This is a genomic window from Paractinoplanes lichenicola (genome assembly GCF_016785085.1).
In the GTDB taxonomy this organism is placed as follows: Bacteria; Actinomycetota; Actinomycetes; order Mycobacteriales; family Micromonosporaceae; genus Actinoplanes; species Actinoplanes lichenicola.
The window spans coordinates 1-21317 of the sequence record NZ_JAENHO010000018.1 but is presented as its reverse complement, the minus strand read 5'-3'; the positions used below and the strand labels follow the sequence as shown (position 1 = coordinate 21317).

At 69.0% G+C, this 21317-nt stretch carries 20 protein-coding genes; 5 read left to right on the top strand and 15 right to left on the bottom strand.

What is annotated here, in order from left to right; translation table 11 throughout:
* Window positions 1-60: 60 nt before the first annotated feature.
* The 4 genes from JKJ07_RS43765 to JKJ07_RS43750 all read right to left on the bottom strand — a co-directional run bounded on the left by JKJ07_RS43765 (window position 61) and on the right by JKJ07_RS43750 (window position 6324).
* Window positions 61-1635 carry an MFS transporter gene (locus JKJ07_RS43765; protein WP_202997954.1) on the bottom strand — a complete coding sequence of 525 codons (1575 nt, stop codon included), beginning with the start codon at window positions 1633-1635 and terminating at the stop codon, window positions 61-63.
* 1610 nt (window positions 1636-3245) lie between these two features.
* Window positions 3246-4172, bottom strand: a complete 927-nt coding sequence (locus JKJ07_RS43760) for an acyl-ACP desaturase (protein ID WP_202998142.1) — start codon at window positions 4170-4172, stop codon at window positions 3246-3248.
* Between the two features lie 121 nt (window positions 4173-4293).
* Window positions 4294-5601: a histidine--tRNA ligase gene (gene hisS, locus JKJ07_RS43755; RefSeq protein WP_202997953.1), complete on the bottom strand. Its 1308-nt coding sequence runs from the start codon at window positions 5599-5601 to the stop codon at window positions 4294-4296.
* A gap of 24 nt (window positions 5602-5625) precedes the next feature.
* The gene (locus JKJ07_RS43750) at window positions 5626-6324 is read right to left on the bottom strand and encodes an MBL fold metallo-hydrolase (RefSeq protein WP_202997952.1); all 699 of its coding nucleotides are present in this window, start codon (window positions 6322-6324) and stop codon (window positions 5626-5628) included.
* 144 nt (window positions 6325-6468) lie between these two features.
* On the opposite strand from JKJ07_RS43750, the gene JKJ07_RS43745 reads away from it, so the two are divergent.
* Both JKJ07_RS43745 and JKJ07_RS43740 read left to right on the top strand, forming a co-directional pair.
* Entirely contained in the window at window positions 6469-7332 is an 864-nt protein-coding gene (locus JKJ07_RS43745; protein ID WP_202997951.1) for a peptidylprolyl isomerase, read from the top strand.
* 39 nt (window positions 7333-7371) lie between these two features.
* Window positions 7372-8211, top strand: coding sequence for a peptidylprolyl isomerase (locus tag JKJ07_RS43740; RefSeq protein ID WP_202997950.1), 840 nt, complete (start codon window positions 7372-7374; stop codon window positions 8209-8211).
* Window positions 8212-8256: 45 nt separating this feature from the next.
* Here JKJ07_RS43740 and JKJ07_RS43735 read toward each other — a convergent pair whose 3' ends face one another.
* The 8 genes from JKJ07_RS43735 to ruvC form a co-directional block, all read right to left on the bottom strand.
* Window positions 8257-10689 carry a RelA/SpoT family protein gene (locus tag JKJ07_RS43735; RefSeq protein ID WP_202997949.1) on the bottom strand — a complete coding sequence of 811 codons (2433 nt, stop codon included), beginning with the start codon at window positions 10687-10689 and terminating at the stop codon, window positions 8257-8259.
* A gap of 164 nt (window positions 10690-10853) precedes the next feature.
* On the bottom strand, window positions 10854-11420 hold the full coding sequence (locus JKJ07_RS43730) for an adenine phosphoribosyltransferase (RefSeq protein ID WP_202997948.1): 567 nt from the start codon (window positions 11418-11420) through the stop codon (window positions 10854-10856).
* Window positions 11421-11484: 64 nt separating this feature from the next.
* Window positions 11485-12693, bottom strand: coding sequence for a protein translocase subunit SecF (secF, locus tag JKJ07_RS43725; RefSeq protein ID WP_202997947.1), 1209 nt, complete (start codon window positions 12691-12693; stop codon window positions 11485-11487).
* Between the two features lies 1 nt (window position 12694).
* The gene (secD, locus tag JKJ07_RS43720) at window positions 12695-14551 is read right to left on the bottom strand and encodes a protein translocase subunit SecD (protein ID WP_202997946.1); all 1857 of its coding nucleotides are present in this window, start codon (window positions 14549-14551) and stop codon (window positions 12695-12697) included.
* 157 nt (window positions 14552-14708) lie between these two features.
* Window positions 14709-15095, bottom strand: a complete 387-nt coding sequence (gene yajC, locus JKJ07_RS43715) for a preprotein translocase subunit YajC (protein WP_202997945.1) — start codon at window positions 15093-15095, stop codon at window positions 14709-14711.
* Between the two features lie 147 nt (window positions 15096-15242).
* Window positions 15243-16274, bottom strand: coding sequence for a Holliday junction branch migration DNA helicase RuvB (gene ruvB, locus JKJ07_RS43710; protein ID WP_202997944.1), 1032 nt, complete (start codon window positions 16272-16274; stop codon window positions 15243-15245).
* Window positions 16271-16873 (bottom strand): Holliday junction branch migration protein RuvA, encoded by a 603-nt coding sequence (gene ruvA, locus JKJ07_RS43705; protein WP_202997943.1) that lies wholly within the window; start codon window positions 16871-16873, stop codon window positions 16271-16273. The genes ruvB and ruvA overlap by 4 nt, the downstream gene beginning before the upstream one ends.
* Window positions 16870-17403, bottom strand: a complete 534-nt coding sequence (ruvC, locus tag JKJ07_RS43700; RefSeq protein ID WP_202997942.1) for a crossover junction endodeoxyribonuclease RuvC — start codon at window positions 17401-17403, stop codon at window positions 16870-16872. Before ruvC ends, ruvA begins: the two co-directional genes overlap by 4 nt.
* Before the next feature lie 121 nt (window positions 17404-17524).
* Between ruvC and JKJ07_RS43695 the strand changes: the two genes are divergently transcribed.
* The gene (locus JKJ07_RS43695; RefSeq protein ID WP_202997941.1) at window positions 17525-18043 is read left to right on the top strand and encodes a hypothetical protein; all 519 of its coding nucleotides are present in this window, start codon (window positions 17525-17527) and stop codon (window positions 18041-18043) included.
* A 28-nt stretch (window positions 18044-18071) separates the two neighbouring features.
* Here the strand turns inward: JKJ07_RS43695 and JKJ07_RS43690 are convergent, their stop codons facing one another.
* The 3 genes from JKJ07_RS43690 to pdxT all read right to left on the bottom strand — a co-directional run bounded on the left by JKJ07_RS43690 (window position 18072) and on the right by pdxT (window position 20072).
* Window positions 18072-18623, bottom strand: coding sequence for a Uma2 family endonuclease (locus JKJ07_RS43690; RefSeq protein ID WP_202997940.1), 552 nt, complete (start codon window positions 18621-18623; stop codon window positions 18072-18074).
* Window positions 18624-18696: 73 nt separating this feature from the next.
* Window positions 18697-19449 (bottom strand): YebC/PmpR family DNA-binding transcriptional regulator, encoded by a 753-nt coding sequence (locus JKJ07_RS43685; RefSeq protein ID WP_202997939.1) that lies wholly within the window; start codon window positions 19447-19449, stop codon window positions 18697-18699.
* Window positions 19450-19469: 20 nt separating this feature from the next.
* Window positions 19470-20072, bottom strand: a complete 603-nt coding sequence (gene pdxT / locus JKJ07_RS43680) for a pyridoxal 5'-phosphate synthase glutaminase subunit PdxT (RefSeq protein WP_202997938.1) — start codon at window positions 20070-20072, stop codon at window positions 19470-19472.
* A gap of 23 nt (window positions 20073-20095) precedes the next feature.
* Here pdxT and JKJ07_RS43675 point away from each other — a divergent pair, with 23 nt between their 5' ends.
* Window positions 20096-20506 carry a helix-turn-helix domain-containing protein gene (locus JKJ07_RS43675; protein WP_202997937.1) on the top strand — a complete coding sequence of 137 codons (411 nt, stop codon included), beginning with the start codon at window positions 20096-20098 and terminating at the stop codon, window positions 20504-20506.
* Window positions 20503-20928 carry a VOC family protein gene (locus JKJ07_RS43670; RefSeq protein ID WP_202997936.1) on the top strand — a complete coding sequence of 142 codons (426 nt, stop codon included), beginning with the start codon at window positions 20503-20505 and terminating at the stop codon, window positions 20926-20928. The genes JKJ07_RS43675 and JKJ07_RS43670 overlap by 4 nt, the downstream gene beginning before the upstream one ends.
* Window positions 20929-21317 lie beyond the last annotated feature (389 nt).

The following is a 21317-nucleotide window of genomic DNA, read 5'->3' as shown; positions in this document are numbered from 1 at the left end:
CCTCAGACCGGCCGGAGCGGCCACCTCTGAGGTTAATTGGAACAAATACGAAACATCTGGCTAATCGGCTTTGTCGGCGGGCAGCAGGTGGGTCACCTCGGCCGGGCCCTCGGCCAGCGCGATCGCCCGTTTCTCGGCCTCCTCGTCGCTGCCGGTCAGCCTGCCCTCGTGCTGCCGCAGATGGTCCTCCCACGTCGGCACCTGATACACCTCCACGTAGCGCACCGGATCCTCGCCGTCGCGGAACAGGCCCCAGCGCGTCGCCCCCGTCCGCAACCGCGTCAGCCGTACGGCCTCCATCGCCTCGACAAAACCGTCCGCCTGCTGATCCCGTACGCGGTAAATCGCGGTCACCAGCACGGGACCCTCATCGAGATGCGGCTCCAACATGATGTGCGGCTCGGCCCAGAAAATCGCCGGGCTGCGATCGGCGTCGTCGTGCTCGTGCACCGGCAGCCACCACACGGTCGCCGTGCCCAGCAGCATGACCACGGCGGCCCCCACAAAAGCCGCGGGCAACCCGAACGCCTCGGCCACCTGCCCCCAGACCAGTGCACCCACGGCCTGCGACCCCGCGAAGACGACCTGATAGATCCCGAACCCGCGGGCCCGCACCCAATTCGGCAGCAACAACTGCAGGCTCGCGTTCATCCGCGACACCAGGCACATCCAGCCGGCCCCCGCCAGCACCAGCACCCCGGTGACCGCGAACTCGTCAGGCACCAAAGCCACAACCAGCAGGGCAGCGGCATAACCGACCCCGGCCCCCACGAACAGCCGATCAGCCGACAACAAATGGCGCACCCGCGGCATCAACAATGCGCCGGCGACCGCCCCCACTCCCAGCGCCGCCAGCAAAACCCCGTACCCGCTGGCGCCCAGCCCCAATTCCTGCCGCGCGACAACAGGCAGCAGCCCCCACACGACACTGCCCGGCACCACGAACAACACGACACGAATCAGCAGCCGCCGAACGTCAGGCGAATACCGAACAAACCGCCCACCAGCCCGAACAGCAGGCCCGAACCGCTCCGGATGAGAGGGCCCCCGCCGAGCCGGCCGCCGCCACAACACAAGAGCAACCGCAAAAACCCCGTACGAGAGCGCATTGAGCCCGAAAACGGCCGCCGACCCCACCTGAGCCACCAACAAACCCGCCACGGCAGGCCCAGCCGAACGAGCCAGATTGGTATTCACCGCCCCCAGAGCGGAAGCAGCAGGCAACTCCTCCCGCGACACGATCTCGGGGATAACGGCCTGCCAGGTAGGCAAAGTAAGAGCCTGCCCAACCCCGAGCAGAAACGTAAAACCGAGCAACAACCCCGGAGGCATCCGCTCGACCAAGGTCAGGACAGTGAGCGCAGCCCCGACGAAGAACAAAGCGATCTGCACGCCAAGCAGTAACCGCCGCCGATCAAGCACGTCGGCAATCGCCCCGGCCGGCAGAGCCAACAGCAGAACAGGCAGCATCGTCACGGTCTGCACAAGACTGGTCCAGGTAGCCGCATTCGGCTCCTGCACCACAAGCCACTGCGCCCCAACCGTCTGCATCCAGGTGCCGACGTTCCCAGCCAGCACGGCAACCCAAAGCATCCGAAAAACACGGCCCCGCAGCGGCGCCCAGGGTGATTCCACCGCCGAAACCTACCGACGCCCCACCCCCACCCCACTGTTAGGCAACACTTCCCACCCCACGGCCGCACTCACCCCACCAACCCGCACGACCATCCCCTCGCCCACTCGCTCAATCTCCCCGCTCGAACCTTTCTCCTCGCCCGGCCCGCCGCCTCACTCAGCCCGCCCTCGCCGGGGCTTGGCCCTCACTCAGCCCGTCCTCGCCTCCAGCCGCCCCCACGCCCGGGCCGCCGCTCGCCCGGCCCTTTCCCTCTGGCCAGCCTCCTTCCTTTGCTCGGCGGTTTGGGTTCCCTCGATTTGCTTGCGCTTGGACGGCCGGGGGATGGGGTGCCCACTGAAGCTAGACAGAGCGTTTTTACGCTTTCAGTGGTCACCCCATCCCCCGGCCTTGCATGGGAACCGCTGACGGCCAGGCGTTTGGTCACCCGCTGCTGGGTGCATGGCTGAGGTGAGTAATCCCCTTGCGCTGGGTGGTCGGGCTGCCGCGCTGTGGACGAAGCCAGGGGATTTCTCTCACCCGGGCGGGCCTGAGTGGTGGGTTGCGCCACCTAACCGCGCCGCCTTGCGCTCCGACGCTTCGCGCCTGGAGTCTTCGCTTCGCTCGGGAACCGGCAACCAGCCAGGTGCATGGCCGGGCCCACCGGTGCCGTCACGCCACGACATCAACCGCGCGACCTTGCACGCCGAGCCCCGCGGCGCGCCCATGCCACGACGTCAGTTGCGCGGCCTCGCACGCCAAGCTGGCGGCGCTCTCACGACACGCGAGCAACCGGGACTCGGCTCGAACGACGGCTGATCGCGGCCCACCACGTGGGCACGCCGTCGGTACGTCGCCGCGCGACCATCCACATCGGCCACTAGTGCTCATGCCTCGCATACATCTGGCCACGGCCACATCCCGCCTAACGGTCACCAACCCTTGGCCGCCCAACCCGTCGGCTGTCCCGCCAACCTGCATCGCTGCCCCAGCCTCGCCATTGACCTTTCAACGCAGGTCAATCCGCCTGAAACAGCCCACGGGCGCGACGCCTAGGGCCGGTTGAACGGCTGGCACAGCCGACGGGCGCGACGAGCAGCGCAAGTTGACTGCTTGGACCAGGCGACGGGTGTGACGAGCAGGGTGGGTTCACTGCTTGGGGCGGTCGGCGGGCGCGACGCCTGGGGTTAGGTGGGCGCGCGCTGAGGGTGGGTTGGGTGGTCGGCTCAGCCATGCACCAGGCTGCCCGAAGCACCGTGGTGTCGTAACAGCAACCGACGGATCAGCCATGCACCAAGCCCGTTGCGGGTTCCGAGCGAAGCGATGACACCAGGCGCGAAGCGTCGGAGCGCAGGGCGGCACGGTTAGGTGGCGCAACCCACCACTCAGGCCCGCCCGGGTGAGGGAAAGTCCTGGCTTCATCCACAGCGCGGCAGCCCGACCACCAGGCGCAAGGGGATTACTCAGGCCGAACATGCAATCAGCAGCGGGTGACCAAAGTCCTGGCCGTCAGGGAAAACCATGCAAGGTCGGGGGATGGGGTGACCACTGAAAGCGTAAAAACGTTCCTCCTAGCTTCAGTGGGCACCCCATCCCCCGACCGTCCAAGCGCAAGGAAGACGAGGAAACCCAATCAGCGAGCCAACCGCACCCGGCGAGCCTCACGCTTCTCCTCAAACCGAGCAGCCTGCACCTCAAGGGAATCCATATGAGAAGCCAAGGAATCCCGAGCAGCCTCCCCATCACCGGAGAGATCCGTACGGGAGAAGACGTTCCACTGACGCAACACAGGCTGAAGGACCTCGTCCCGATGCTGGCGCAGGTCATAGATGCCGGCCAAAGCGATAGACAACGCCTTGCGACCGAACCCTTCGATGTTGGCTCCCGGCATCTGGAAGCCGGCGACCACATCGGTGACCGCGCGCATGGACGCGTTTGGGTCCAGGTCGAACGCCGCCGCCAGCAGGTTTCGGTAGAAGACCATGTGCAGATTCTCGTCCGCCGCCACCCGGGCCAGCAGCTGCTCGGCGATCGGATCCCCGGTCGCCTTGCCCGTGTTCCGGTGTGAGATGCGCGTGGCCAGTTCCTGGAAGGCTACGTACGCGATCGAGTGGAGGATCTCGTCCGGATGGTCGTTGGAGTAGCCGGCTTCCATGTGTGTCATCCGGGCCCGCTCGAGCTCGACCGGATCCACCGCCCGCGTCACCGTCAGATAGTCACGCAATGCGATTCCGTGCCGGCCCTCTTCGGCCGTCCACCGATGCACCCATGTCCCCCACGCCCCGTCGCGGCCGAAAAGCGTCGCGATCTCGTGGTGGTAGGACGGCAGGTTGTCCTCGGTCAGCAGGTTGACGATCAGCGCCGTCCGCGCCACGTCGGGCAGTTTTGAGTCGTCGGGAGAATACGCCTCGCCACCCAGCAGCCCGTCGAATGTGCGCCCTTCGCTCCACGGCACGTATTCGTGCGGGAACCATTCTTTGGCCAGCGACAAGTGCCGGTCGAGGTTGGTCGCCACGACGGGCTCGAGCTCGATGAGCAGGGCGGTCTGATCCAACGGCATGACGATCACTCCCTACGGTGGCGTAACTTACGGCACCGTAGGTAAGGGTACGCCCGTGCCCCGCCCCACCCTGCGGGACCTGCGCCGATCCCGCAAGGTGGGGCGATGAGGCGGCGGCCGGTCAGCCCGCGATAACGGGGTGCAGGTCGCCGGTGGGCGGCTGCCAGGTGGCGGCGTCGGCCTCGACCTGCTCCCCCGAGCGGATGTCCTTCACGGTGTCGGGGTCGCCCGGGAACCACACGTACGGGATGCCGCGGCGGTCGGCGTACTGGATCTGCTTGCCGAACTTGGCCGCGGTCGGCGCGATCTCGGTCGGGATGCCGCGCTTGCGCAGGGCCGCCGCGATCCGGGTGCTGGCCGGGCGCAGCTCGTCGCTGGGCAGCGCGACCAGCACGCAGGTCGGCACCGAGCGGGAGACGCTGAGCGCGTTCTGCCCGAACAGCACGCCGAGCATGCGGGACACGCCGATCGAGTAGCCCACGCCCGGGAACCGCTCGTTGCCGCTGGTGGCCAGGTTGTCGTAGCGGCCGCCGGAGCTGATCGAGCCGAACCGCTCGTAGCCTTCGAGCTGGGTCTCGTAGACGGTGCCGGTGTAGTAGTCGAGGCCGCGGGCGATCTTCAGCTCGGCCCGGACCAGGCCGGGCGCGTGCTCGAGGGCGGTCTCGACGACCTGCAGCAGCTCGCCCAGGCCCTCGTCGAGCAGCGGGTCCTCGACGCCGAGCTTGCGTACGGCGTCCACGAAGGAGCCGTCCTCGGCCGAGATCGCGGCCAGTTCGAGGCACGCGTCGGCCTGGGCCCGGGTCGCGCCGGCCGTCTCGATCAGCGCCTCGGCCACCCGCGCCGGACCGATCTTGTCGAGCTTGTCGACCGTACGGAGAACCTGGGCCGTGTCGGTGAGGCCGAGCCCGCGATAGAAGCCCTCGCAGACCTTGCGGTTGTTGACCTGGATGCGCACGCGCGGGATCGGCAGGCCGCCGAGCGCGTCACCGATCACCAGCGGCATCTCGCAGTCGTAGTGGAACGGCAGCTCGCCGCGGTTGACCACGTCGATGTCGGCCTGCAGGAACTCGCGGTAGCGGCCCTCCTGCGGCCGCTCGCCGCGCCACACCTTCTGGATCTGGTAGCGCCGGAACGGGAACTGCAGCTTGCCCGCGTTCTCCACCACGAACCGCGCGAACGGCACGGTCAGGTCGAAGTGCAGGCCGAGCGCGTCGTCGTCCTTGGCGTTCTCGTCGGCCTGCAGGCGGCGCAGCAGGTACACCTCCTTGGAGGTCTCCCCCTTGCTGACCAGGGTCTCGAGCGGCTCGACGGAGCGGGTCTCGAGCGGGGCGAAGCCGTACAGCTCGAATGTGGTGCGAATGCGGTCGAGCACGCGCTGCTCGATCATGCGCTGCGGCGGCATCCATTCGGGAAAGCCGGAAATGGGCATGCTCAAAATCTCCTAGGAGTTACGTCAGAGTCCACGGCGCGGCGCGGCGACCAGTTCCCGCAGGTACGGGTTCTGGGCGCGCTCGCGGCCGATGGTGGTGGCCGGTCCGTGGCCGGGCAGCACGACGGTGTCGTCGGCCAGCGGCAGGATCTTGTCCCGCAGGCTGGTCATCATCGTCTCGGTGCTGCCGCCCGGCAGGTCGGTGCGTCCGATCGAGCCGGCGAACAGCACGTCCCCGGAGAGGCAGACCTGTTCCGCCTCGAACTCCGAGCCCGCGCCGGGCAGCCGGAAGAGCACCGACCCGCCGGTATGGCCGGGCGCATGATCGACAGTCACCTCGAGGCCGGCCAGCGTGAGCGTCGCGCCGTCGGTCAGCTCGGCCACGTCCTCGGGCTCCGAGTAGGTCAGCCGGCCGCCGAACAGCTGCGCGAGGTCCGTGCTCAGGCCCTTGGCCGGGTCGGCCAGCATCTCGAGGTCGGCCGGGTGCACGTACGCCGTGATGCCGCGCGCGCCGCAGACCGGGGCGACCGAGAACGTGTGGTCGAGGTGGCCGTGGGTGAGCAGCACCGCGGCCGGGAAGAGCCGGTGCTCGGCGAGCACCTCGTCGAGCTGGTCGAGCACGCCGATGCCGGGATCGACGATCAGGCATTGCTCGCCCGGGGCGGCGGCGACCACATAGCAATTGGTGCCGAAGGCCTGAGCCTCCACGCCGGTGACAAGCACAACGAGCCCTTCCGAGAAAACCTTGAACAAAAGCGGGAGCAAATCGTAACGAGCCTAGCCCGGCGGGCGCACACCACTTTCTCAGGAGGTACCCGTACACTCTTGCGGGCGTGTGACATGGGTCGTACGAGAGGACAGCATTCGGTGGCATCCAGCAGGGACCGGCAGCGCAAGCTGGCGCGCGCGAAGCTCGATCGGCAGATGGTTCGACGTGCCGTCAAGGAGCGCCGCAAGCGCCGCATGCTGGCCGGCGTCGGCGCCGGCGTCGCGGTCCTGGTCATCGTGGCCGGCGTGGCGTGGATGGGCGGGGCCTTCGACTCCGACGACACCACCACCGACGCCGCCGATCAGGATGTCTGCCTCTGGACCCCGCAGAACGCGAGCACCAACTCGAACCTCAAGGACGTGGGCACGCCCCCGACCAAGGACATCCCGACGCTGGGCACGCAGACGATGACGGTCACCACCAACCAGGGTGCCCCGATCGTCGTCGGCCTCGACAGCGAGCTCTCCCCGTGCGGCACGGCCGACATCACGTATCTGGCGAGCAAGCAGTTCTACGACAACACGGACTGCCACGAGATCACCTCGTACGGGGCGCTGCGCTGCGGCGACCCGAGCGGCACCGGGCTCGGCGGCCCGACGTACAGCATCTACAACGAGAACGTGCCGACCGCGCCCGAGCCCAGTGCCTCGCCCGCCCCGGAGGCGAACGCGAAGACGCCGCTCTATCCCAAGGGCACAGTGGCGCTGATCGGTGATCCGCCCGGCACCAACGGCAGCCAGTTCCTGATCTTCTTCAAGGACTACAGCCCGCCGACCCCGGAGTATTCGATCGTCGGCAAGGTCACCGGCGGGCAGGCGACGCTCGACAAGATCGCCAAGATCCCGACGTCGAACAACGACGCGGACGAGAAGGTCCGGCCCACGCAGAAGATCACGATCAAGACCCTGACCGTCGGCGACGCTCCAGCGTCCGCAGCCCCGTCGGCGAGCACCCAGTCCTAGGAACATCCCCAGGCCGACATATTCAGCAGGAGGAACACCGTGTCGTCGATCAAGGACCGGCAGCGCGCGGCGGCGCGGGCCCGGCTCGAGAAGGAGATGGCCGAGCGCTCCGCGGCCGCTCGCAAGCGCCGGCAGAAGCAGGCCATCATCGGTTCCGCGATCGCCGTCGTGCTGATCGCGGGCGCCGCGGTGTGGATCGTGACCGCACTCGGTGACGACGACAAGCCCGCCGACTCCACGGCCGCCAGCAGCGTGCCCGCGGGCCAGGTCGCCTGCACGTGGACGCCCGACCCGGGCGGCGGCGGCAAGGTCAAGGACGTCGGCACCCCGCCGGCCACCGCGGCCAACACGGGCAGCGACGTGCTGACCATGAACACCAACCTGGGCGTCATCAAGGCGTCCGTCGACAAGACCAAGGTGCCGTGCACGGCGGCCAGCTTCGAGTTCCTGGCGAGCAAGAAGTTCTGGGACAACTCGAAGTGCCACCGCCTGGTCAACGAGGCGACGTTCAAGGTGCTGCAGTGCGGCGACCCGTTCGCGACCGGCAAGGGCTGGCGGGAGACCGACGGTCAGGGCGGCCCGAGCTACACCATGAGCGAGGAGAACCTGCCGACCGACACCCAGAAGCCGTACCCGGCGGGGTCGATCGCGATGGCCAACACCGGTCAGCCCGGCAGCACGGGCAGCCAGTTCTTCATCGTCTCGGAGGACACCCAGCTGCCGGCGAACTACACGCTGCTCGGCACGATCACCGAGGGCCTCGACCTGGTCAAGGACGTGGTCAAGGCGGGCGACGACGGCGCGTTCGCGCAGCAGGCGGGCGGTGGCCACCCGAAGAAGGAGGTCACCATCAAGCAGCTGACCATGGCCGCCGCGTAACAGGGATTTCGGGAAGCGGGGCCTCCACTCGGAGGCCCCGCTTTTTCATGCTCCTGAAGTGACCCGGTACGCGTCGAAGACGCCGTCGACCTTGCGCACGGCGGCCACCAGGTGGCCCAGATGCTTCGGGTCGGCCATCTCGAACGTGAACCGGCTGACGGCCACCCGGTCGCGGGTCGTGGTGACCGTGGCCGACAGGATGTTGACCCGTTCCTCCGACAGCACCCGGGTGACGTCGGCCAGCAGCTTGTGCCGGTCGAGCGCCTCGACCTGGATGGCCACCAGGAACGTCGACGCGCTGGTCGGCTTCCAGGTCACCTCGACGACGCGCTCCACCTGGTCGCGCAGGTCCTCCGCGTTGGCGCAGTCCTCCCGGTGCACGCTGACGCCGCCCGAGCGGGTGACGAAGCCGAACACCGCGTCGCCGGGCACCGGGGTGCAGCAGCGGGCCAGCTTGACCCACACGTCGCTGACGTCCTTGACCACCACGCCCGGGTCCTGCGCCGTGCTGCGGTTGCGCGGCGGCCGGGTCGCGACGGCGGTCTCGGCGATGTCCTCGACCGCGCCCTCCTCGCCGCCGAACCCGGCGACCAGCTTCTGCACGACCGACTGGGCCGAGACCGTGCTCTCGCCGATCGCCGCGTAGAGCGAGGCGACGTCGGGCAGGTGCAGGTCGCGGGCGATCGTCGTGAGGTTCTCGTTCGTCAGCATGCGCTGCAGGGGCAGGCCCTGCTTGCGCATCGCCTTGACGATCGCCTCCTTGCCGACCTCGATCGCCTCTTCGCGGCGCTCTTTGTTGAAGTACTGCCGGATCTTGGTGCGGGCGCGGGGGCTCTTGACGAAGCCGAGCCAGTCCTGCGTCGGGCCGGCGTTCGACGACTTCGACGTGAAGATCTCGATGACGTCGCCGTTGGACAGCGTCGACTCGAGCGGCACGAGCTTGCCGTTGACCCGGGCGCCGATGCACTTGTGCCCGACCTCGGTGTGCACCGCGTACGCGAAGTCGACCGGGGTCGAGCCCGTGGGCAGCGGGATGACGTCGCCCTTGGGCGTGAAGACGTACACCTCCTGGCTCGACAGGTCGAACCGGAGGGCGTCGAGGAACTCCGACGGGTCGCTCGCCTCGCGCTGCCAGTCGAGCAGCTGCCGCAGCCAGGTCATCTCGTCGATGTGAGCCGGCGGGCCGACGATCGTCGCGCCCTTCTGCTCCTTGTACTTCCAGTGCGCGGCGATGCCGAACTCGGCCGTGCGGTGCATCGCGAACGTGCGGATCTGCATCTCGACCGGCTTGCCGGTCGGGCCGATCACCGTCGTGTGCAACGACTGATACATGTTGAACTTCGGCATCGCGATGTAGTCCTTGAACCGGCCCGGCACGGGCTGCCAGTTCGCGTGGATGACGCCCAGCGCGGCATAGCAGTCGCGGACCGTGTCGACCAGGATGCGGACGCCGACGAGGTCGTAGATGTCGTTGAAGTCGCGGCCCCGCACGATCATCTTTTGATAGATCGAGTAGAGGTGCTTGGGGCGGCCGGTCGTCTCGGCCTTGATCTTCGCGGACTTGAGGTCGAGGCTGACCCGGTTGGTCACCTGGCGCAGCAGCGCCTCACGCTGCGGCTGGTGCTCCCCGATGAGGCGGTTGATCTCCTCGAACCGCTTCGGGAAGAGCGTGCCGAACGCGAGGTCCTCGAGCTCCCACTTGATCGTGTTCATGCCGAGGCGGTGGGCCAGCGGGGCCAGGATCTCGAGCGTCTCCTTGGCCTTCTGCTCCTGCTTGGGCCGCGGGAGGAAGGTCAGGGTGCGCATGTTGTGCAGGCGGTCGGCCAGCTTGATGACCAGCACCCGCGGATCCTTGGCCATCGCGACCACCATCTTGCGGATGGTCTCGGCCTTGGCCGCGTCGCCCAGCTTGACCCGGTCGAGCTTGGTGACACCGTCGACCAGCAGCGCGACCTCGGGGCCGAAATCGGTGCGCATCGACTCGAGCGAGTAGTCGGTGTCCTCGATCGTGTCGTGCAGCAGGGCCGCCACCAGGGTGGTCGTGTCCATGCCGAGGTTGGCCAGGATCGTCGCCACGGCGAGCGGATGCGTGATGTAGGGGTCGCCGGATTTACGGTATTGACCCGAGTGCCACCGCGCGGCGACGTCGAACGCACGCTGGAGCATGCGGCCGTCGGCCTTGGGGTGGCTCGCCCGGTGGGTGGCGATCAGCGGCTCGAGAACCTCGCTGACCTGGGTGCTCTGCCACGGCGCGTTGAACCGGGCCAGGCGGGCTCGCACCCGGCGCCCGGTCGGCGCGCTGGCCAGCCCGAACCCGCCCGCCGAACCGTCGGCAGGCGGCATCGGCTGGGTGACATCGGGGTCAGAGACCTCGGCCGGCCGTGCCTCGTCGGCGGGCACCGCGGCGCCCTTGCCGTCTTGTGAGTCCTCGGTCGGCTGCACCGTGCCCTCCGCCGGAGGGACGACGTCGCTGGACACCGGCCTCCTCACACCATCGCTCGGGACCTCGCCGGTCGTCTCCGGCCGGAGAAGTCCACCAATGCCAGGGTTGGTCACCTGGTTAGGAACGCCATCCTACCCGCACACTCTTCCCGGATGGCCCGGCCGAACCTCCGAAAGAGCGGCGGCGGCCGGGCAAAGGGTCAGGAAACGGTCAGCAGCGCATGGACCGTACGGGGGCTGAGGCGTTCGCGGCCCTTGAGGAAGGCCAGCTCCATCAGCACGGTGAAGCCGACGACCGTGCCGCCGGCCCGCTCCACCAGCTCGAGGGCGGCCCCGGCCGTGCCCCCGGTGGCGAGCACGTCGTCGACCACCAGGACGCGCTGACCGGCGATGAACGCGTCCTCGTGCACCTCGAGGACCGCCTCGCCGTATTCGAGCTCGTACGAGGCCGAGAGGGCCTGCCGCGGCAGCTTGCCCGCCTTGCGCACCGGCACGACGCCCACCCCGGTCGCGTACGCGATGGCGGCCGCCACCACGAAACCGCGCGCCTCGACGCCGGCCACCACGTCGAACGACTCGGGCCCGTAGTGCCCGACGATGCCGTCGATCACCTCGTGGAAGGCCCGCCCGTCGGCGAACAGCGGCATCAGGTCCTTGAAGACGACGCCCGGCTTGGGGAAATCCGGCACGTCGATCGTGCCGCCGAGCACGACGGCGGCCAGGTCGCGGCCGCTGTCGCCGGTGGCGCGGGGGATCTCATCTGTCACCGCGCCAGCCTAACGACAGCGGGGGCGGCCGCATCCCGGCCGCCCCCGCTGTCACACCTTGTCCTTATCGCCGCTTGTTGCCGCCGCTGGGCCGGGGCCCGGCGCCACCGGGACGTCCGCCCCGGTTGGTGTTGCGCTTGCCGGTGGGCCGCGAACCGGGCCGCGGGGCGGACGACGCGAGCGCCGGCGCCTCCTCGTCCGTGTCGGTGGCGTTGGCGTTGCGGCCGGTGCGCTCGGGGCGCGGGGCCACATCGCCGGAGCGGACCGCGGCCCGCCGGGCCAGCACCCGGGCGGTGTGCGCCTTGATCTTGGGCTCGCGCTCCTTGAGGGCGGTCAGGACCGGCGCCGCGAACATGATCGAGAAGAGCACGCCGAGGCCCATGCCGACGAACAGCACCAGGCCGAGGTCCTTCAGCGTGCCCGCGCCGAGCAGGCCGGCGCCGATGAAGAGCAGACCGCCGACCGGCAGCAACGCCACCAGACCGGTGTTGATCGAGCGCATCAGGGTCTGGTTGACCGCCAGGTTGGCGGCCTCGCTGTAGGTGCGCGTGCTGCCCGCCGTGATGCCGCGGGTGTTCTCCTGCACCTTGTCGAACACCACGACCACGTCGTACAGCGAGTAACCGAGAATCGTCAGGAAGCCGATCACCGTCGACGGCGTGACCTCGAAGCCGACCAGCGAATAGATGCCGGCGGTGACGATCAGGTCGAGCAGCAGCGACGAGATGGCGGCCACGGCCATCCGCCACTCGAACCGGACGACCAGATAGACCATCACCAGCACGAGGAAGATGACCAGACCGAGGAGGGCCTGCTGGGTCACCTGACCACCCCAGGCCGCCGACACCTGGTCGTCGCTGATCTCCTCGGACGGCACGCCGAGGTCCTCCACCAGAGCCGCCTTGGCCTGCTCGGCCTGCTGCGCGGTCATCGCCGAGGCGCGAACCGTGAACCGCGCCTCGTTGCTGCCCAGGCCGGAGACCTCCTGGGCGGCGCCGATCTCGGCCCCCGGGTCGACCGACTGGATCGCCCGCTCGACGGCGTCGGACGCCTCGGCCTGGGTCAGCGTGCGGCCCTCGCCGACCTTGGCCGGCACGCTGAACGACGTGCCACCGGCGAACTCGATGCCCAGGTGGAACTTGTTGATCGCGAAACTGCCGATCGACAGCAGCACCAGCGCGGCGGCGATCGCGAACCAGATCTTCCGCTTGCCGATGATGTTGACGTTTGCCTCACCCGCGTACAAGCGGGCGGCGAGACCTTCGCGGGCCATGTCAGGCCTCCTTGGGGTCGGTCGAAGCGCGGCGCAGGACGCGGCCGAGACCGCTGACCCGCGGCGACAGGAACGCCTTGGTGCTCGCGAACATCGTCATGATCGGGTGACGGAAGAGGAACACCACGAGCAGGTCCAGAACCGTCGACAGACCCAGCGCAAAGGCGAAGCCCTGCACCGCGCCGACCGAGACGATGTAGAGCACGACCGCGGCCAGGATCGTGATCGCGTTGGCCGAGATGATCGTACGCCGGGCGCGGACCCAGGCTCGGGGCACCGCACTGCGCGGACTTCGACCCTCGTGGATCTCGTCCTTGAGTCTCTCGAAGTAGATGACGAACGAGTCGGCCGCGACACCCAACGACACGATGAAGCCGGCGATACCGGCCAGGGTCAGGGTGAAGCCCATTGACCGGCCCAGCACGACCAGCGCGCCGAACGTGAGCAGACCCGAGATGATCAGGCTCAGGAAGATGACGGAGCCGAGCAGGCGGTAGTAGAAGAACGCGTAGATCGCGACCAGGCCCATGCCGATCGCGGCGGCCAGCAGACCGGCCTGCAGCTGCTGGATGCCCAGGGTGGCCGACACCGTCTGGGCCGGGCCCGAGGTGAAGGTGACCGGCAGCGCGCCGAAGTTGAGCTGGTCGGCCAGCTGCTTGGCCGAGCCCGCGTTGAACTGGCCGGTGATCTGCGAGGTGCCGCTGAGCACGCCCTGGATCTGCGGGGCCGAGACCACGGTCTTGTCGAGCACCACGGCGACGGCGCAGTGCTCGACCTGGCCGTAGAGCGACTGGGCGGCCACGAAGCACGGGTCACTCTGGGTGGCCTCGTACGCCTTGCGGGTGAGCGCGGCCCACTTGGCCGAGCCCTCGCTCTTGAAGTCGAGCGAGACGACCCACTGGCCGGACTGCTGCTCGATCTGCGGGCTGGCCTTGGAGATGTCGTCACCGACGACCTCGGCCTTGTCGAGGAGCACCTTGGCGCTCTGATAGCAGACGGCGGCCTCGGACTTGACGTCGTCGATCGTGCCGTTCGGCCGGTCGTCGAGCTGCTTGCAGCTGATCGTCGGCACGTTGAACTGCATCTGCGCCGGCAGCGTGCCGACCTCGGGGCCGGTCAGCTTGGCGAAGTTCGCGAACTGCTTGCCGGCCTCGGGGTTGCTGCTCAGGTCGACCGGGGCGGTCAGCTTCTCGGCCGCGGCCCACGCGGCGGCGCCGACCTTCTTCTCCACGTCGGCCCGCTCGGCCTGCTGGGCGGGCGTGGCCGGCGCCTCGGCGCTCGCGGAGGCCGACGCGCTCGGGGTCGGGGTCGGCGTCGGGGCCTTGGCCAGCTCGCCGCCGCCCTGGCCACCCGACGACGGGCTGCTGGTGGCGGCGGGCGCGCTGCCGCCCGGGGCGGCCGGGGCCGAGGCCGGGGCGCTGCCCGACGGAGCCGCGCTGGGCTGGGCCGACGGCGGGTTCAGGGCGACCGAGGAGACGTCACCGGTCGTGCCGATCAGCAGCCGGAACCGCATCTGCGCGGCCTGCGACAGGTCCTTGAGCTGGTCGTCGGCCTTGCCCGCGAGCGAGACCACGATGTTGCTGTTGCCCTGGATGACAACCTCGGCCTCGGAGACGCCGAGCGCGTTGACCCGGTTCTCGATGATGTTGCGGGCCTGCTCCATGCTTTCCTTCGACGGCACCTGGCCGCCCTGCACCGACGCGATGTATGTGGCTTGGGTGCCACCCACCAGGTCGAGGCCGAGCTTGGGGTGCAGACGGTCGGTGAAGCTTCCGCTCGCACCGCCCGTGAAGAAAACCAGCAGGTACAGGACTACGAAGATTCCGCCGAGCACGGCTAGCTGCCGTCCGGGATGCATCTGTCCCTGTGGTGGTCGTGCCACGGCTTCGGTCTCCCTGTGTCTTACGGCTTTGGTCTGGTCTGGTCGGTCAAGCTCACGCGGCTGGGTCCGCGCACACCCGACGAACCGGCCCGGCGGCTATGAGTCGCCGCGGGCCGGCCCGTAGGGACTAACGTCAGTCCTTTTTACGCGTATCGGTCACCGGGTCGACAACCGGCTCCTCCACCGCGGGCTCGAGGGGCTCCTCGATCTCCTCCGCGACGGGAACGGCGGACTCGGCGGGCAGGACGCGGGCGATCGCCGGGCGGGCGAACTGCACGTGGACGCCGTCGGCGATGTCGAGGGTCACAACGTCGTCGTCGACGGAGACGACCGTGCCGTGCAGGCCGCCGATGGTGACGATGCGGTCACCCGGGCCCAGGGCATTCTGCATCTGCTGAGCCTCACGGCGCCGCTTCTGCTGCGGCCGGATCATCAGGAAATACATCACGGCGAAGAGCAGAACGATGAGGAGCAGCGGCGTGAAGCTGCCACCGCCGGATGCCTCGGCTGCCTGAATCACGAATTAAAGCCTTCCGTTGGCCACCGGCGGCGCGGATCACGCGCACCGGGGCGATAAGCACATCCCGGGTTGAACCGCGGCGAGTCTAATCGGTCAACCTGGGAAGTCCGAATGCGGCACACATCACGTTCGCATTACGAGGGGATTTCATGCATCCCGTGCGAACAAATCACCTTGGATCGTGCCGGACGGCGGTGTCTTTCCCAGGTGCGCCCAGCCCGCCTCGGTCGCGACCCGCCCGCGCGGCGTGCGCGCGAGCAGCCCCGCCCGTACGAGGAAAGGCTCGCAGACCTCCTCGACGGTGTCGGACTGCTCGCCGACGGCAACCGCCAGCGTGGACAGACCGACCGGGCCGCCCTTGAACGACTCGATCAGCGCACGCAGCACGGCCCGGTCGAGCCGGTCGAGACCCAGAGCGTCCACGTCGTACACCTTGAGCGCGGCGCGCGCCGTCTCCTCGGTCACGACCCCGTCGGCGCGCACCTCGGCGAAGTCTCGCACCCGCCTGAGCAGGCGATTCGCAATACGCGGGGTGCCTCGCGAGCGACCCGCGATCTCGGCCGCGCCGCCCGCGGTGATCGGCACCCCGAGAATGCGGGCCGACCGGTGCAGCAGCGAGTCGAGATCCTCGGGCGAATAGAAGTCGAGATGCGCTACGAAACCGAACCGGTCGCGCATCGGCCCCGACAGCAGCCCGGCCCGCGTCGTCGCCCCGACCAGCGTGAACGGCTCGACGTCGATCGGGATCGCGGTCGCCCCCGGCCCCTTGCCCACGATGACGTCGACCCGGAAGTCCTCCATCGCGCTGTAGAGCAGCTCCTCGGCCGGCTTGGCGATGCGGTGGATCTCGTCGATGAACAACACGTCACCCGGACCCAGGCTGGTCAGGATCGCGGCCAGATCCCCCGACCGCTCGATCACCGGCCCGCTGGTCGTCCGAATGCTCGTCCCCAGCTCAGCGGCGGTGATGTTGGCCAGTGTGGTCTTACCCAAGCCAGGCGGCCCGGAGAGCAGGATGTGGTCGGGTGGGGTGCCGCGGCCCATCGCGCCCTTGAGGAGGAGCTCGAGCTGGTCGCGGACGCGGTGCTGGGCGATGAAGTCGGCCAGGCGGCGCGGGCGGACGCTCGCCTCGGCGTCGAGCTCGTCGTCGCCGGCGTCGGCCGAGACCAGGTCGCTCATCGGGCCTTGCCCAGCAGCCGGATGGCCTGGCGCAACAAGACGGGCACGGGCGGGACGTCGCCGTCGATGCCCTCGGCGACCGCGGCCACCGCCTGGTCGGCCTGGGCGGCGGACCAGCCGAGCGCGAGCACGCCCTGGCGCACCTGATCCTGCCAGGCGCCGTTGAGCACCCCGGCTGGGCCGCCGTCGGCGATCGGCATCGGGCCGATGCGGTCGCGCAGCTCGAGCACCATGCGCTCGGCGCCCTTCTTGCCGATGCCGGGCACCCGGGTCAGCGTGGCCAGGTCGCCCCCGGCGATCGCCCGGCGTACGGTCTCGGGCTGGTGCACTGCCAGCACGGCCTGGGCCAGCCGGGGGCCGACCCCGCTGGCCGTCTGCAGCAGCTCGAACAGGTGCTTCTCGTCGTCGTCGGCGAAGCCGTACAGGGTTAGCGAGTCTTCCCGCACCACCATGCTGGTGGCCAGGCGGGCCTCGGCGCCGGCCTTGAGATTGGCCAGGGTGCCGGGGGCGCACTGCACCTGCAGGCCGACGCCGCCGACCTCGATGACCGCGCCGTCCGGCATGATCGCCGCCACTACGCCGCGCACGCTGGCAATCATCTTCTCCGGGCCCCCTTACGAGCGGCAGCCACCGCGGCCGCCTGAATCCTGGCGCGGGTGCCGCCGCGCCAGATGTGGCAGATGGCGAGCGCGAGCGCGTCGGCCGCGTCGGCCGGCTTGGGCGGCGCGTCGAGCGACAGCAGCCGCGTGACCATCGCCGTCACCTGGGCCTTGCCGGCCGTGCCGGAGCCGGTGACGGCCGCCTTGACCTCGCTCGGCGTGTACGTCTCGACGGGGAGCCCGGCCCGCGCGCCGGAGAGCACACCAACCGCGCTGGCCTGGGCCGTGCCCATGACCGTACGGACATTGTGCTGGGAGAACACCCGTTCCACGGCGACGCTGTCGGGCTTGTGCTCGGCCACCAGCTCGGCCAGGGAACGGTCGAGATGCAGCAGGCGCAGCGAGATGTCGTCGCCGGGGTCGGTGTAGACCACGTAATAGCCGACCAGCTTGCACGGCCGGCCCGGCACGCCCTCGACGACCCCGACCCCGCAGCGGGTGAGACCCGGGTCGATTCCGAGCACGCGCACCACGGACCTCCCCTGCCTCACGTACGTGTGTTCGACACCCTAATACCCCGCCCTCTTGCGCCCGGCGGCGACACGCCTCGACGATGAGGGGCGGGGGTGAGTGATGTATCTCGTTCCACCCATGGATGACGAGCCGCCACCGGGCTACGTCACCTTCGTCGCGACCCACCTGGACGACCTGCGCCGTGAGACGAACCGGCTGGTCGGCGGGGATGCCGAGGCCGCACACATCTACATGGACGTGCTGGCCGACGTCGCCGGTCACTGGCGCCGCCTGTCGTGGCGCCGGCGCCTGCTGGGGCGGCCCCACGCCGTACGCGAATACATGCAGCACCGCCTGGCCGTCCGTACGAAGCAGTGGCGCGACGACCAGATCTACGAGATCGACGTACGGGTGCTGCCGCCGCCCGCCTACTCCCCCGCGCTCTATCGCCGGGGCGGCAGCCTGGCCCTGCGCAAGGCCGAACTGATCCCGGGCACGATCCGCGGCGGGGTGGTCTCGCGGGCCGACGCCGGGATCGCGTGGTGTCAGGCGTACCGGCGTCAGCAGTGGCACGCCGTGGGCCGCCGGATCGCGTTCGGGGTGCTTCTCATCGCCACCCTGATTCAATCCATGCAGTGGCTCTCGGTGGATTACTGAAAGACCGCTGAGATATCGACGGGCGACATTAGCCGACCGCGATATCGGGATACTCCGCCTCGAGTTCGGAGAGCAGCACGTTGCGTTCCCTGCCGTAGATCGGTTCGCCGCCGGCCAGCAGCAGCCGGTGCACGAACACGAAGGCGTCGTCGTCGGCCCGGTCGGGGGTGCGGTCGACGATCCAGTACTCCGGGATGCCGTGCTCGCCGTACCAGGCGGCCTTGTCGGTGTATTCGCCGTTCGCCGCGCCCTCGGAGACGATCTCGACGACCAGGCTGAACGAGCTGGCGGGCAGGTTGGAATACGTCGCCAGGCCGGCCGGCAGGCGCGAGACGACGCCGAGGTCGGGAACGCGGTTGTCGCGCGGCCGATCCCCCCGTACGCCGGGATCTTGGAAGACGTTGAGGCCTGACGCGTGCAGCATGAGCAGGACGCGGCGGGCCATGACCTTGTGCCAGAAGCTGGACGGCGCGGCGATCACGAGATTGCCCTCGCGCAGCTCGTAGCGGTAGGGCTTGGGCAGCGCCGCGAGGTCGTCGATCTCGAGATCCTCGATGGGCGGCAGCGAGAGCCCGGACATGGCAGGTCACACCCCCGAGACGGCGAAGCGGGGCCGATCACTGACCGGCCCCGCCACCATACTGTCTGTGTTGTCAGGCGTCGATGGCCGCCATGATCTCGTCGCTGATCTCCGCGTTGGGGTAGACCTCCTGGACGTCGTCGCAGTCGTCGAGGGCGTCGACCAGCTTCATCAGCTTGCGCGCGCCTTCCTCGTCGAGCGGGACGGACATCGTCGGCAGCAGCGGGGACTCGGCCGAGTCGTACTCGATGCCGGCGTCCTTGAGCGCGGTGCGCACCCCGGCCAGGTCGGTCGGCTCGCTGACGACCTCGAACGAGTCACCGAGGTCGTTGATCTCCTCGGCGCCCGCGTCGAGCACGGCCAGCATCAGGTCGTCCTCGCTGAGGCCGCCCTTCGGGACGATCACGACGCCCTTGCGGTTGAACAGGTAGGACACCGAGCCGGCGTCGGCGAACGTGCCGCCGTTGCGGGTCAGCGCCGTGCGCACCTCGGTCGCCGCGCGGTTGCGGTTGTCGGTGAGGCACTCGATCAGCAGGGCGACACCGTTCGGGCCGTAACCCTCATACATGATCGTCTGCCAGTCGGCGCCGCCGCCCTCGAGGCCCGAGCCCCGCTTGACCGCGTTGTCGATGTTGTTGTTGGGGACCGAGCTCTTCTTCGCCTTCTGAATGGCGTCGTAGAGGGTGGGGTTACCGGCCGGATCCCCGCCACCGGTACGCGCGGCGACCTCGATGTTCTTGATGAGCTTGGCGAACATCTTGCCGCGCTTGGCGTCGATGACGGCCTTCTTGTGCTTGGTCGTCGCCCATTTTGAGTGGCCGGACATGCGAAACCTCCGTGTCGTACCTAAGCGTCTACGGCCTGGCGGACCATCTCGACGAAGTACCGGTGGACGCGAAGGTCGCCGGTGAGCTCCGGGTGGAAAGCCGTGGCGAGCAGGTTCCCCTGCCGAACGGCGACAATCCTACCGGCGGCCGGCCCGTCCGTGACGCGGCCCAACACCCGCACGTCGCCGCCGACCTCCTCGACCCATGGCGCACGGATGAAGACGGCGTGAAAATCCCCGCCCTCGATACCGTCGATCGCGACGTCACCCTCGAACGAGTCGACCTGCCGCCCGAACGCGTTGCGCCGCACAGTCATGTCGATCCCGTCGAACGACTCCTGATCGGGCCGCCCGTCCAGCACCTTCGTGGCCAGCAGAATCATGCCCGCGCAGGACCCGTAGACCGGCATCCCGTCGGCGATCCTCTTGCGGATCGGATCGAGCAGCCCGAACGACACGGCCAGCTTGCTGATGGTGGTCGACTCCCCACCCGGCACGACCAGGGCCTCGACGTCGGCCAGCTCCTCGGGCCGCCGGATCGGCCGGGCCAGCACATCACTCTCGGCCAGCGCGGCCAGATGCTCCCGCACGTCGCCCTGCAGGGCCAGCACTCCGATGTTCACGTTTCTCACCTTAGGCTCAGGCCGTGTTCGCCTTGCGCAGGGTGCGTGACCACATCGACCGCCACAGCGCGGAGCCGCTCACGCTGACCGGCCTGGCCGCACTGTCCGGCATGTCGCGCTTCCATCTCGTACGGGCGTTCCAGGCCGCGTACGGGGAAACTCCGATGCGATATCTGTCGCGCCGTCGCATAGCCAGGGCTCAGGAGCTGCTCCGGTACGCGAATCTGACCGTCACCGAGGTCTGCATGGCGGTCGGCTTCGCCTCCCTGGGGTCCTTCTCGTCCCGTTTCCGGGCGCTGGTGGGTGAGAGCCCGCGCGCCTACCAGCGGCGTTATGCGGCCGGGGCGCCGCGCATCCCCGGGTGCTGGCTCTTCATGCACAACGCAATTCCGGAGAAGTCTTCCCACCCCGTACGCCCTAGCGTCGAACCATGATTCTCAACGTCTCGCTGATGACCGTGTACTGCCTCGACCAGGACGCCACCCGCGACTTCTACGTCCGGCACCTGGGTTTTGAGCCCCGGGTGGACGCCCGGATGGGGGAACTGCGCTGGGTCACGCTGGCCCACCCCAACCAGCCCGAGCTCGAACTGACCCTGATGACGCCGGGGCCGCCGCTGTCGCCCAAGGCCGCGGATTTCATCCGGGGACAGCTGGAGGCGGGGCAGATGGGCGGCTTCGGGCTGCGGGTCGACGACTGCCGGAAGACGCACGCGGAGCTGGCGGCGGCCGGGGTGGAGTTTTTGCAGGAGCCGGCGGAGCGGCCGTACGGGGTGGAGGCGGTCATGCGCGACAACACCGGCAATTGGCTGGTGCTGGTCGAGAAGAAAGACTTCACCCCGGACGACCTGACGTAGACCGAGCAGTCCAGGCCGAGCTCAGTGATCATGGCCCTACGTAGTCAACATAGGCCCACCCCACCGGGGGCCTCCACCCTCACCGATTTTATCGAACTGGGCTGATCTTGGCGGTCGAGCAACGGGGCGACTGTGGATAACTCCGGATTGTGGATAACTGCGGGCGGCAAGACATTGGTCCAGCTCACTACATTCAGCGCGGCCCGAGCGGGACGGGGCATTGGGGCTGTCCGGGCTGACGAGCCGTCTAGCCGGGGCTGGCCGGGCTGACGAGCCGTCTGCCCGGGGCTGGCCGGGCTGACGAGCCGTCTGCCCGGGGCTGGCCGGGCTGACGAGCCGTCTGCCCGGGGCTGGCCGGGCTGACGAGCCGTCTGCCCGGGGCTGGCCGG